Here is a 12,619-nt window from a genome sequence, read left to right as displayed (position 1 = left end):
GCGTCATGACCATCGACACAGTTCTGTTGACGGGTGTTCTGCGGGACGATGGGGCGGCCTACGTCCCGGACCCGCTCTAGGGTTTTCCCATGACCGCACCCGAGACCCCCCGCCGCAGCGGACTGCGCGGCTTCGGCCACGCCGGACCGTCGCCCTGGACCGACCTGGACCGTCCGCCGCTGGACGAGGAGGCGCTGCGCCGCGACCTGCTCGTCCCGGGCGGCCTGTGGACCTCCCTGGACGTCGTCGCCGAGACCGGCTCCACCAACAGCGACCTCGCCGCCCGGGCCGCGGCGGGCGCCGGGCAGGGCGCGGTGCTGGTGGCCGAGGCGCAGAGCGCCGCCCGCGGCCGGCTGGACCGGCGGTGGACCGCCCCGCCCCGCTCCGGGCTGTTCCTGTCCCTGCTGCTGCGCCCCGAGGAGGTGCCGGTCGAGCGGTACGGCTGGCTGCCGATCCTGGTCGGGGTGGCCGCGGCCAGCACGCTGGGCCGGGTCGCCGGGGTCGAGGTCGGGCTGAAGTGGCCCAACGACCTCCAGACGGAGATCGACGGCGCGGAGCGCAAGCTCGGCGGCGTCCTCACCGAGCTGGCCGGCGGCGCGGTGGTGGTCGGCATGGGCCTCAACGTCTCGCTGCGCGCGGAGGAGCTGCCCGTCCCCACCGCCGCCTCGCTCGCGCTGGCGGGCGCCACGACCACCGACCGGGGCACCCTGCTGCGCGCCCTGCTGCGCGAACTCGCCGAGCTGTACCGGGAGTGGACGGCCGCCGCGGGCGACCCGCACGCCAGCGACCTGCTGCGCGCCTACGTGGACCGCTGCACCACGCTCGGCCGCCAGGTGAAGGTGCACCTGCCGGGCGACCGCGAGCTGGTCGGCGAGGCCGTCGCGGTGGACGGCGACGGGCGGCTGGTGGTCCGCACACCCGACGGCGTACGCCGGGCGGTCGGCGCGGGCGACGTCGTCCACGTACGCCCCGAGCCCCGCTGAACGGCACTCTTCACCTCTCCTTGACCCGGGCTGATGCCCCGGATCCGACGATTCCGTGCGAACATTCCACCTGGCAGCGGTGTGAGGCGCGCCACTGCCCGCCCGGGTGGCGGAGTGCGCGCCCGGACAGGTAGGACACGAGGCGAGTGCGGCGATCGCACGGGGACGGACCGGTGGCAGAGGACGGCAGCAGCGGCGCGACGGCGGGCAGCAACGACCCCACGGTCGCGCTCGAACTGGAGCGCCTGATCCTGGACGCGCCGCGCCGCTACACCCCGTACCAGGCCGCGCGCGCCGCCGACGTCCCGATGGAGCTGGCCACCCGCTTCTGGCGCGCCATGGGCTTCCCGGACATCGGGCAGTCCCGGGCGCTCACCGACGGCGACGTGATCGCGCTGCGGCGGCTGGCCGGCCTGGTCGAGTCCGGGCTGCTCAGCGAGTCGATGGCGATCCAGGTGGCCCGCTCCACCGGCCAGACCACGGCCCGGCTGGCCGGCTGGCAGATGGACACCTTCCTGGAGAACCTCACCCAGGCCGTCGAGCCCGGGCTGACCCGCGCCGACGTCGCGTACCCGCTGGTCGAGCTGCTGCTGCCGGAGCTGGAGCAGTTCCTGGTGTACGTCTGGCGGCGCCAGCTGGCGGCCGTCACCGGCCGGGTGGTGCAGGCCGCCGAGGACCACGAGATCACCAGCGGGCGGCTCGCCGTCGGCTTCGCCGACCTGGTCGGCTTCACCCGGCTGTCCCGGCGGCTGGAGGAGGAGGAGCTCGGCGAGCTGGTCGAGACCTTCGAGAACACCTGCTCGGACCTGATCGCCGGCCAGGGCGGCCGGGTGATCAAGACGCTCGGCGACGAGATCCTCTACGTCTCCGAGGACCCGGCGACCGCCGCCGAGATCGCGCTGAGCCTGATCGAGGCGCTGGCCGGGGACGACACCATCCCGCCGCTGCGGGTCGGCATGGCCTTCGGCACGGTCACCTCGCGGATGGGCGACGTCTTCGGCACCACCGTCAACCTGGCGAGCCGGCTCACCTCGATCGCGCCCAAGGACGCGGTGCTGATCGACGGCGAGTTCGCCGCCGCGCTGGAGCAGAACGGCAGCGTCGCCCCGGCCGACGCGGAGGGGCCCGGCCTGGCCGAGGCGCTGTCGGCCGCGGCCGGGATGCCCGCCTCCGGGCTGCCGATCCCGGGACCGGACGCCGGGGCGCGGTTCCACCTGCAGCCGATGTGGCGGCGGCCGGTGCGGGGGCTCGGCCTGGTCGAGCCGTGGCTGCTCACCCGGCGGCTGAAGGCCGAGTAGCGCCCGCGCGCAGGGCTGTACGCGGCGGTGGCCGTACGCGGGTGGCGGCCGTACGCGGTGGTGGCCGTACGCGGGTGGCGCGCGTACGGCGGGCCCGCGCGGGGAAGACGCATCCGGTGGACGTACGGGGACGCGCGCTTCGGCCGTCCGCGGGCAGACGCATGCGGTGACGGCGTTCGTGGGCACGCTTCCCCACGGCGGACGGGCGGTTGCGGGTGCTGAACGGTTGAAACCCGTACGTTCTGCCGCGGGTCCGCCCGGGCAAACGGGGCATAAGCGAACGAAACCGCCCTAGTCTTGGTGCAAGCGGCCGGTCGGGTGCGGCCGGCCGACGGGGGTCCGGCAGGACCGAGCACAGGGAGCGAGGCGAGCCGGTGAGCAGTGAGGCGATCATGACGGACCGCGACTGCGACTGCGGCGGCTCGCGGCACTCCGACCCGCTGCCCGACCTGAGACTGCAGTCCGTGGTCGAGCTGGCCCAGGACATGGCCGCCGCGCTCACCCCGCTGGAGGCCGTCCGGGCCGCCGCCGCCCGGGCCACCGAGGCGCTCGGCGCCACCATGGCCGCCGTCTCGGTCTGGGACCGCGAGTCCGGCCGGCTGCGGGTGCTGGTCAACCACGGCGACCTCGCCCCGGGCGAGGAGGAGCTGCCCGAGGACGAGTCGTACCCGGTCGCCGACTTCCCCGAGATCGTCACGTACCTGGAGGAGCGCTGGACCACCGGGCGGCTGCCGCGCGCCTGGCTGCAGAGCGCCGAGAACAGCGTGCAGCACGCCGGGCACGCCCACCCGACGGCCGGCGCGTACTGCCAGGAGCGCGCCGCGGCGCTGCGCCGGCGCGGGCGGGCCTGCTGCGTGGTCGCGCCGGTCGTGCTGCACGGCCAGGCCTGGGGCGAGCTGTACCTCGCCCGGTCGGCCGGGATGCCCGAGTTCACCGAGGCCGACGCCGACTACGCGACCCTGCTCGCCGCCCAGGTCTCCGCCGGGCTGGCGCAGACCGAGCGCCTCGCCGACCTGCGCAGGCTCGCCTTCTCCGACCCGCTCACGGGCCTGGCCAACCGGCGCGCCGTCGACGCCCGGCTGGAGAGCGCGCTGGAGGCGCACAACCGGGACAACACCGTGGTCTCCCTGGTGGTCTGCGACGTCAACGGGCTGAAGCGGGTCAACGACCAGCTCGGCCACGAGATGGGCGACCGGCTGCTGGAGCGGTTCGCCCACCAGCTCTCGCTGGCCGCCGCCAAGCTCCCCGGCAGCCTCGCCGCCCGGCTCGGCGGCGACGAGTTCTGCCTGCTCGTGGAGGGGCAGAAGGCCGACGAGGTGGTCTCCGTCGCCGAGGAGCTGTGCGCCCGGGCGCTCGCGCTCTCCGAGGGCGAGGGCGTGGCCTGCGGGGTCGCCTCCACCGGGGACTCGATCGGGCCCGTCACCACCCCCGACCGGCTGTTCCGGCTCGCCGACGCCGCCCAGTACCGGGCCAAGGCCGCCCGGGCCGCCCACCCCGTCGTCGCCGGGCGCAGCCACGGCCCCGGCTTCTCGCCCGACCCCACCGTGCTGCTCGCCGACGCCGCCGACCCGCACCACCGGGCGGACGGGCGGCGCGGGCCGAACGGCCGGGCCGGGGCGGGCGACCGGCGGCGGTTCCGCGGCGCCGCCCACAGCGCCGACCCGGGGCAGCTGCTCACCGCCGTGCTCGCCTCCCTCGACCAGGCCGCCACGGCCCGGGCCGTCCACCCCGCGGACACCCTCGGCAAGCTGGTCGTCGTCGCCGAGGCCTCCGCCCGGCTGCTGGACGCCGTCGGCTGGTGGGTCTCGTACGTCCCGCCCGGCTCCCACCTCATGCGCACCGCCCAGCACGCCGTCTACCGGATGACCAGCGGCCCCAGCAGCGTCCGCGCGGAGACCCAGCGGGCCCAGATCGAGGCCCCCGACGCGGTCTTCGACCTCCGGCACTACCCGATGACCCGCCGCGCCGTCCGCGGCGGCTCCTTCGCGCTGCGGGCGGGCGCGGCCGGCAACGACCCGGCGGAGGAGGCCATGCTCGTCGTCTCCGGCTACCGGGGCATGGTCGCCGCGGGCGGCCAGAACCCGGCCGGCGGCTGGCTGGTGGAGCTCTTCGCCGACGACGCGACGCTGCCGCTGGGGCAGGCCGCCTCCGCCATGCGCGCCCTGGTCTCGGTCGCCCTGGCGGGGCCGGCCTCGCCGCCGGTGGTCTGAGGGACCGGCCGCGGTGGTGGCCGTCCGCTGGTTCAGGCGCCGGAACCGCCGCCGGCGGACGGCGGGTTGAGGGCCCGCAGGGCGGCGTCGACCAGGCGGTCGGCGTGCTCGTGGGTGAGCGGGCCGAGCCGGTACTGCCAGCGGTAGTAGAGCGGGCCGTAGACGATTTCGACGGCCAGGTCGAGGTCGGTGTCGGGGGCGATCTGGCCGGCCTCGCGGGCGCTGCGGAGGCGGTCGCGGGTGACGGCCAGCAGGGGGTCCAGCAGGCGGGTGCGGTGCTCGGCCTGCAGTGCCGGGTCGTTGAGGATCTCCGCCATGATCGCCCGGTAGGTGCGGTCGGTGTCCGGGTCGGCCAGTTCGTCGCTGGTGGGGCGCAGGACGGCGCGGAGGTCGGCGGCGAGGTCGCCGGTGTCGGGGAGCGCGATGCCGCCCTCGTGCTCGCCGGCGGCGAGGAAGGCGTCGAAGACCACGGCGCCCTTGGAGGGCCACCACCGGTAGATGGTCTGCTTGCCGACGCCGGCCCGGGCGGCGATCGCCTCGATGGTCAGCCTGCCGTAGCCGATCTCGGCGACGAGTTCGGTGGTGGCGGCGAGGACGGCGGCGTGCGCGCGCTCGCTGCGTCTGGCGGGGTCGGGAGCTGTTCTGGAGGCCATGGAAAAAATTCTATGCGAAACAACGAGACGAGACGTATTGTCTTCCCATGCCATCGCGAGACGGATCGTCTCGTCTCATCCCCCGTTCCCCGGAGGTGCCCGTGAACCGCCCCCCTGCACACATCCTGATGGTCTCCATTCCCGCTCATGGGCATGTCAATCCCAGTCTCGCGGTGATCACCGAGCTGGTCTCCCGGGGCCACCGGGTCAGCTACGTCAACGACCCCTCCTTCCGGGAGGTCGTCGAGTCCACCGGCGCGAGCTTCGTCCCGTACCCGACCAAGCTGCCGCTCACCGACGACCCGGCCGGCTGGCCGTCGGACCTGGTGGCGATCCAGGAGGTGTTCCTGGACGACACGCTGGCGATGTGGCCCGTCCTGCTGGAGGCCTTCGAGGACGACCGCCCCGACGTGGTGCTCTACGACATCGGCGGCTTCGCCGGGCGGGCGCTCGGCGAGCGGCTGGGCGTGCCGGTGGTGCAGCTGTCGCCCGCCTTCGTCGGCTGGGAGGGCTTCGAGGAGGACCTCGCGGCGATGTTCGAGCCGATGCGCAACGGCCCGGGCGGCCCCGAGCACTACCGCCGGTACGCCGACTGGCTGGTCGAGGCGGGCGCGGTGCAGCGCGACGTGGAGGGCTTCAAGAACCGCCCCGAGCGGTGCGTCGCGCTCGTCCCGCGCGCCCTCCAGCCCAACGTCGACCGGGTCGACGAGCAGCGGATCAGCTTCGTCGGGCCCTGTTTCGGTGACCGCGCCCACCAGGGCGAGTGGCAGCGGCCGGCCGGCGCCGAGAAGGTGCTGCTGGTCTCGCTCGGCTCGGCCTTCACCCACCAGCCCGCCTTCTACCGGGCCTGCGTGGAGGCCTTCGGCGACCTGCCGGGCTGGCACACCGTGCTCCAGGTCGGCAAGCACACCGACCTGGCCGAGCTCGGCGAGGTGCCGGACACCGTCGGGGTGCACCGGTGGGTGCCCCAGCTGTCGGTGCTCTCCCAGGCGGACGCCTTCGTCACCCACGCGGGCATGGGCGGCTCCAGCGAGGGGCTGTTCCACGCCGTGCCGATGATCGCGGTGCCGCAGGCCGCCGACCAGTTCGCCAACGCGGACGCCCTGGTCGGCCTCGGCGTCGCCCGCCGGCTGGACACCGAGCAGGCCACCGCGGAGGCGCTGCGCGCCGCCCTGCTGGAGCTGACCGGCGACCCGGCGGTGGCCCAGCGGCTGGCCGAGCTGTCCGCCGCCGGCCGGGCCGAGGGCGGCACCACCCGGGCCGCGGACCTGATCGAGGCCGAGCTGCGCGTGTCGTGACGCCGCCCGTGCCGTGATGCGGGGGGCGATAGGGGGCCGCGGTGTGCGGCGCCGATCCGGAGGGCGGAGAATCCGGATGGCGAGCACCTGTTGTCATATCTTCATTCACCTGATGAGATGGTGTATATGGATATGCACAGTGCTGTGGCCCCCGACGCTCCGCTGGTCCTGGTCGGCAAGGCCGACGTCGGTGCCGAGGACGTCCTGGCCGTCGCCCGGGGGAACGCCCGGGTCGAGATCGGTCCCGACGCGCTGGCCGAGATGGCGGCCGCCCGTGCGCGGATCGACGCCCTCGCGGCCGAGCCGCGCCCCGTCTACGGCGTGTCGACCGGCTTCGGCGCGCTCGCCGTGCGCCACATCAGCCCCGAGCTGCGCGCCCAGCTGCAGCGGTCGCTGGTGCGCTCGCACGCCGCCGGCATGGGGCCGGCGGTCGAGCGCGAGGTGGTCCGCGCGCTGGTGTTCCTGCGGATGAAGACGCTGGCCTCCGGCCGTACCGGCGTCCGGCCGCTGGTCGCGCAGACCATGGCCGCCCTGCTCAACGCGGGCATCACCCCGGTGGTGCGGGAGTTCGGCTCGCTCGGCTGCTCCGGCGACCTCGCGCCGCTCTCGCACTGCGCGCTGGTCCTGATGGGCGAGGGCACCGCCACCGGCCCGGACGGCGTGGAGAAGCCCGCCGCCGAGCTGCTCGCCGCCGCCGGCATCGAGCCCGTCGAGCTGCTGGAGAAGGAGGGCCTCGCCCTCATCAACGGCACCGACGGCATGCTCGGCATGCTGGTGATGGCCATCGCCGACCTCCAGCGGCTGTTCACCACCGCCGACATCACCGCCGCGATGAGCCTGGAGGCGCTGCTCGGCACCGACAAGGTGCTCGCCCCCGAGCTGCACGCCCCGATCCGCCCGCACCCGGGCCAGGCGCTGAGCGCCGCCAACATGCTCGCCGTCCTCAAGGACTCCGGCCTCACCGGCCACCACCAGGACGACGCCCCGCGGGTCCAGGACGCCTACTCGATCCGCTGCGCCCCGCAGGTGGCCGGCGCCGGCCGGGACACCCTGGCGCACGCCCAGCTGGTCGCCGCGCGCGAGCTGGCCGCCTCGGTCGACAACCCGGTGGTGCTGCCGGACGGCCGGGTGGAGTCCAACGGCAACTTCCACGGCGCCCCGGTCGCGTACGTGCTGGACTTCCTCGCCATCGCCGCCGCCGACCTCGGCTCGATCTCCGAGCGCCGCACCGACCGGCTGCTCGACAAGGCCCGCTCGCACGGCCTGCCGGCCTTCCTGGCCGACGACCCGGGCGTGGACTCCGGCCTGATGATCGCCCAGTACACCCAGGCGGCGCTGGTCAGCGAGAACAAGCGGCTCGCCGTCCCGGCCTCGGTCGACTCGATCCCGTCCTCCGCGATGCAGGAGGACCACGTGTCGATGGGCTGGTCGGCCGCGCGCAAGCTGCGCCAGGCGGTGGCCAACCTCGGCCGCATCCTGGCCGTCGAACTGACCGCCTCCGCCCGCGCGCTGGAGATCCGCCGGCAGGCCGACGGGGCCGGCGGGCTCGCCCCGGCCACCGCGGCCGCGCTGGCCGCCGCCCGCGAGGCGGGGGTCGGCGGCGCCGGCCGCGACCGCTTCCTCTCGCCGGACCTGGAGGCCGCCGCCGAACTGGTCGCCTCCGGCGAGCTGGTGCGCGCGGTCGAGCGGGTCACCGGCCCGCTGGCCTGACGCCCACTCGACCGGGCCGATGGCGCCGCCGCGGGGTGACGGGGACTCAGTCCCAGTCGTCGCTCCGCGGCGAGCGCTCCCCGCGGCCCCCGCGGTTGCGCAGCTCGCCCAGGGCGGCGGCCAGGTTGACCCCGACGATGCCCGCCCAGCAGACCACCAGGCCGGCGAAGCCGCCGCTCTCCGGACTGCCCGCGATCGCCGTCAGCGGGACGCCGATGACCAGCGAGGTCACCGCGAGCCCGGTGTTGGAGCGCTTGCCGAAGCCCGAACGGCGGGGGTGGCCCCGGTGCTCGGAGCGCGGCTCGTCGTCCAGCCGCTTGGCCACCGAGCGCTCGACCCGGGCGTCCAGACGGGCGTCGAGCCGCCTCATGAAGGAGTCGACGAGTTCGTCCTCGTACTCCTTGCCGAGCTCCTTGCGGGCCTGGAGGGTGGCGTCGAGGTCGCGCCGCAGTTCGTCCTGACGAGTGTCCATAGGACCAGAGTGGGGCCGCGGGGGCGTCCGGTCCATCCGTTCGCGGGAGGAATCCGGGCGGGCTCAGGGAGAAATCAGGGTTGCCCCGCCCCGGCCCGGGTCTGTCCGATCCCGGCCCGGGTTTGTCCGACCCCGGCCCGGGTCTGTCCGACCCCGGCCCACCCGGCCCGGACCACCGCCGGGCCGTCCGACCCGCGGGGCGTCCCACCGGACGTCCCGCCGTACGAGACGTCTTTGCCAGGCGCCGCCCGCTCCTGCACAGTCGTCGTCCGAACCGCACGCACCCGGAGGTACCGCTGATGACCGCCACCGACGAGGCCGGCAGCGTCGGCCCCTCCGCCCGGCTGCTCCAGCTCTTCGAGGGGCACCGGCTGACGCCGACCCAGCGCCGGATCGCCCACTCGCTGGTGCGGCACGCCACCGAGGCGCCGTTCCTGTCCAGCGTGGAGGTCGCCGAACTCGCGGGCGTCAGCCAGCCGTCCGTCACCCGCTTCGCGGTCGCGCTCGGCTACGACGGCTACCCGGCGCTGCGCAAACAGCTGCGCGAACTCGGCGGCGGCGAACCGGCCGCGCCGGAGACCCCGGACGACGCGGTGCGCAACGAGCACCAGCAGGCCGTCCTCGCCGAGATCGCCCACCTGCGCCACCTCGCCGAACTCCTCGCCGACCCGGAGCCGATCATCCGGGCCGCCCGGCTGCTCGCCGCCTCCCGCCCGCTGCCGGTGCTCGGCCTGCGGGCCGCCTCGGCGCAGGCGCGCGGCTTCGCCTACTTCGCGTCCAAGGTGCACCCGGACATCCGGCTGCTGGACGAGGGCGGCAGCATGCTCGCCGACCGGCTGGAGCAGGCCCGGGCGGCCGGTGCCAGCGCGCTGCTCTGCTTCGCCCTGCCGCGCTACCCGCGGGAGCTGATGGACGCGCTGACGGTGGCCCGCGAGTGCGGGCTGACGGTGCTGACCGTCGCCGACAGCGCCTTCGCGCCGGTCGCCAAGCTGTCCGACCTGATGCTGCCGGCCGCCGTCGGCACCGGGCTGGTCTTCGACACCGCGTGCGCGCCGATGATGCTCGGCCGGGTGCTGCTGCAGTCCATGTGCGACGAACTCCCGGGCGCGGAGGCCCGGTTGGAGGCGATCGAGCAGTCGGCGGCGGCGCGCGGACTCTTCCTGGAATAACCGCGGCCCGCGGCGGCGGCGGGGGAGTAGCCGCCACGAACCCGGGCATCCCCCCTGCAGGGGGTGCCGCCCATGCGCGTGATCCACGAGATGAAGTTCGTCGCCCGCCTCTCCTCGGGTGCCGACGAATGGTCCTGCCCCACCTGCGGACGCCGCGTCACCCTGCGGCGCCTGCCCGAACCCGAACTGACCGTCCTCGACCCGGGCGACGAGTCCGCCGTCCACGTCGGCGTCATCGAACCCGACGCCCGCGCCGCCGCGGCCGCCGAGAAGTACGGCCTCGGCCCCGTCCAGAACATCCCCCGCCCGCCCTCCCCGCCCACCCCCGACGCCGACGACCGCCGCTGGCTCGCCGAGATCGGCATCGACTGGGACGGCGGCGCGGCGGCCTGAAGAGGTCAGCGACGAGGGGTGTAGATCGGAAGCTCGTCGGTCTGCAGTTCTGCGGGCAACGGGTCGGTGAGTGGAATGGGCTCGCCGTACTTGCCGTGAAGCACGCCCTGGTACTCGCCGTCGCGTGGATGCGTGTAGAGCGTCCAGGTGCCGTCGCGAGGGTCGGCGGCGACCAGGACGGCCACACCCGCGATGGCGTACCACTCGGTCTTGGCGGCGATGCCGCTGATCCGCTCGGAGGTGGAGATCACCTCCAGGGCGAAGGCGACGTCACCCGGGTCCGCCAGCCATTCGTCGTCGTCGCCCCAGTCCTTCGGGAAAACGACCAGGTCGGGAGTGGCGTAGTCGTCCTCGTTGTCCGGCATGCAGATCGACGAGTTCTCGTAGACGCGCAGGTCCTTGGGCAGCTTGGGGATGAGCTGGTCCCGTAGAACCTGCACGGTTCCCGCGTGCTTGCCGCGAGGCGTCGGGGACATCACCAGGGTTCCTCCGATGATCTGGACGCGAAGTCCCGTGCTCTCCTCGATCTCCTCCGCCGCATCCCGGAGTCTGCCGGGCCGCACGGTGATGGCCGTCATCGTGTCCTCCGCTCTCTGGTGCTGGGCCGAGTGGCTGGTGTCCGCCGGGTTCAGGCTAGCGCGCCAAGTGGGCCGGTGCCGGGGCTGATCGGATGCCTTCGGGGTCTGGTCGAAAGCCGACTGTTTAGTTATATTCAATCGAACATAGCTTGAATGAATCCATCCGCAGGGAGGCCGTGACTATGGTGCAGCAGCAGGCGAGCGGGCCGCGAGAGGTGCGCGCGGCGCGGGGGACGGGGCTGACGGCGCAGGGGTGGCAGCAGGAGGCCGCCCTGCGGATGCTGATGAACAACCTCGACCCGGAGGTGGCCGAGCACCCGTCGAAGCTGGTGGTGTACGGCGGGACGGGCAAGGCGGCGCGGGACTGGCGGTCCTTCGACGCCATGGTGCGGACGCTGGAGGGGCTGAAGCAGGACGAGACCATGCTGGTCCAGTCCGGGCGGCCGGTCGGCGTGATGCAGACCCACGAGTGGGCGCCGCGGGTGCTGATCGCCAACTCCAACCTGGTCGGCGACTGGGCCAACTGGGAGGAGTTCCGCCGGCTGGAGAGCCTCGGGCTCACCATGTACGGGCAGATGACCGCCGGCTCGTGGATCTACATCGGCACCCAGGGCATCCTCCAGGGCACCTACGAGACCTTCGCGGCCGTCGCCGGCAAGCGCTACAACGGCTCGCTGGAGGGCACCATCACCCTCACCGCCGGCCTAGGCGGGATGGGCGGCGCCCAGCCGCTGGCCGTCACCATGAACGGCGGCGTGGCGATCTGTATCGACTGCGACCCGTCCCGGATCGCCCGCCGGATCGAGCACCGCTACCTGGACGTCGAGGCCAAGGACCTCTCCCACGCGCTGGAGCTGGCCACCGCCGCCCGCGACAAGAAGCAGCCGCTCTCCATCGGCGTGCTGGGCAACGCCGCCGAGCTGGTCCCGCAGCTACTCGCGATGGACGCGCCGATCGACATCGTCACCGACCAGACCAGCGCCCACGACCCGCTGGCCTACCTGCCGGTCGGCGTCGCCTTCGAGGACATGGCGGACTACGCCGCCGCCAAGCCCGCCGAGTTCACCCAGCGCGCCCGCGAGTCGATGGCCGCGCACGTCGAGGCGATGGTCGGCTTCCTGGACCGCGGCGCCGAGGTCTTCGACTACGGCAACTCGATCCGCGGCGAGGCCCAACTGGCCGGGTACGACCGCGCGTTCGCCTTCCCCGGCTTCGTCCCGGCGTACATCCGCCCGCTGTTCTGCGAGGGCAAGGGCCCGTTCCGCTGGGCGGCGCTGTCCGGGGACCCGCAGGACATCCACAAGACCGACAAGGCCGTCCTCGACCTCTTCCCGGAGAACGAGTCGCTGGCCCGCTGGATCAAGCTGGCCCAGGAGAAGGTGCACTTCCAGGGCCTGCCGGCGCGCATCTGCTGGCTCGGCTACGGCGAGCGCGACAAGGCCGGCGAGCGCTTCAACGACATGGTCGCCTCCGGTGAGCTGTCCGCCCCGATCGTGATCGGCCGCGACCACCTGGACTGCGGCTCGGTGGCCTCCCCGTACCGGGAGACCGAGGCGATGCTGGACGGCTCCGACGCGATCGCCGACTGGCCGCTGCTCAACGCCATGGTCAACGTCGCCTCGGGCGCCTCCTGGGTCTCCATCCACCACGGCGGCGGCGTCGGCATCGGCCGCTCGATCCACGCCGGCCAGGTCACCGTCGCCGACGGCACCGCGCTGGCCGGGGAGAAGATCCGCCGGGTGCTCACCAACGACCCGGGCATGGGCGTCATCCGGCACGTGGACGCCGGGTACGACCGGGCCACCGAGGTCGCCGCCGAGCGCGGTGTCCGCGTCCCGATGGGCGAGCTGTGACG

10 protein-coding genes and 1 pseudogene are annotated in these 12,619 nt (G+C 74.2%); 8 read left to right on the top strand and 3 right to left on the bottom strand.

The window, feature by feature from the left end; translation table 11 throughout:
* Positions 1–89 precede the first annotated feature (89 nt).
* From ACWDD9_RS35300 to ACWDD9_RS35290, 3 genes and pseudogenes are all read left to right on the top strand, one after another.
* Positions 90–983 (top strand): biotin--[acetyl-CoA-carboxylase] ligase, encoded by an 894-nt coding sequence (locus ACWDD9_RS35300; protein ID WP_074003897.1) that lies wholly within the window; start codon positions 90–92, stop codon positions 981–983.
* 173 nt (positions 984–1,156) lie between these two features.
* Positions 1,157–2,281, top strand: coding sequence for an adenylate/guanylate cyclase domain-containing protein (locus tag ACWDD9_RS35295; RefSeq protein WP_049655773.1), 1,125 nt, complete (start codon positions 1,157–1,159; stop codon positions 2,279–2,281).
* Positions 2,282–2,766: 485 nt separating this feature from the next.
* A pseudogene (locus ACWDD9_RS35290) lies at positions 2,767–3,900 on the top strand (diguanylate cyclase domain-containing protein); the annotation flags it as partial.
* Between the two features lie 623 nt (positions 3,901–4,523).
* Here the strand turns inward: ACWDD9_RS35290 and ACWDD9_RS35285 are convergent.
* Positions 4,524–5,144 (bottom strand): TetR/AcrR family transcriptional regulator, encoded by a 621-nt coding sequence (locus ACWDD9_RS35285; protein WP_049659404.1) that lies wholly within the window; start codon positions 5,142–5,144, stop codon positions 4,524–4,526.
* Positions 5,145–5,272: 128 nt separating this feature from the next.
* On the opposite strand from ACWDD9_RS35285, the gene ACWDD9_RS35280 reads away from it, so the two are divergent.
* A complete protein-coding gene (locus ACWDD9_RS35280) occupies positions 5,273–6,442 on the top strand; it encodes a macrolide family glycosyltransferase (protein WP_449813910.1) in 1,170 nt (389 codons plus the stop codon).
* A gap of 132 nt (positions 6,443–6,574) precedes the next feature.
* A complete protein-coding gene (hutH, locus tag ACWDD9_RS35275) occupies positions 6,575–8,152 on the top strand; it encodes a histidine ammonia-lyase (RefSeq protein WP_107418822.1) in 1,578 nt (525 codons plus the stop codon).
* 46 nt (positions 8,153–8,198) lie between these two features.
* Here hutH and ACWDD9_RS35270 read toward each other — a convergent pair whose 3' ends face one another.
* Positions 8,199–8,624, bottom strand: coding sequence for a nucleoside phosphorylase-I family protein (locus ACWDD9_RS35270; RefSeq protein WP_049650040.1), 426 nt, complete (start codon positions 8,622–8,624; stop codon positions 8,199–8,201).
* A gap of 299 nt (positions 8,625–8,923) precedes the next feature.
* Here ACWDD9_RS35270 and ACWDD9_RS35265 point away from each other — a divergent pair, with 299 nt between their 5' ends.
* Together ACWDD9_RS35265 and ACWDD9_RS35260 are read left to right on the top strand one after the other, a co-directional pair.
* A complete protein-coding gene (locus ACWDD9_RS35265; RefSeq protein ID WP_074003893.1) occupies positions 8,924–9,793 on the top strand; it encodes a MurR/RpiR family transcriptional regulator in 870 nt (289 codons plus the stop codon).
* A 72-nt stretch (positions 9,794–9,865) separates the two neighbouring features.
* The gene (locus ACWDD9_RS35260; RefSeq protein WP_375876644.1) at positions 9,866–10,186 is read left to right on the top strand and encodes a hypothetical protein; all 321 of its coding nucleotides are present in this window, start codon (positions 9,866–9,868) and stop codon (positions 10,184–10,186) included.
* 5 nt (positions 10,187–10,191) lie between these two features.
* Here the strand turns inward: ACWDD9_RS35260 and ACWDD9_RS35255 are convergent, their stop codons facing one another.
* A complete protein-coding gene (locus tag ACWDD9_RS35255) occupies positions 10,192–10,764 on the bottom strand; it encodes a Uma2 family endonuclease (protein WP_049650037.1) in 573 nt (190 codons plus the stop codon).
* Between the two features lie 182 nt (positions 10,765–10,946).
* Between ACWDD9_RS35255 and hutU the strand changes: the two genes are divergently transcribed.
* Positions 10,947–12,617, top strand: a complete 1,671-nt coding sequence (hutU, locus tag ACWDD9_RS35250) for a urocanate hydratase (RefSeq protein ID WP_049650036.1) — start codon at positions 10,947–10,949, stop codon at positions 12,615–12,617.
* Positions 12,618–12,619 lie beyond the last annotated feature (2 nt).

The organism is Kitasatospora sp. NPDC001119, assembly GCF_053598475.1.
The sequence above is the reverse complement of the archived record's forward strand: the minus strand, read 5'-3'. Positions and strand labels throughout refer to the sequence as shown.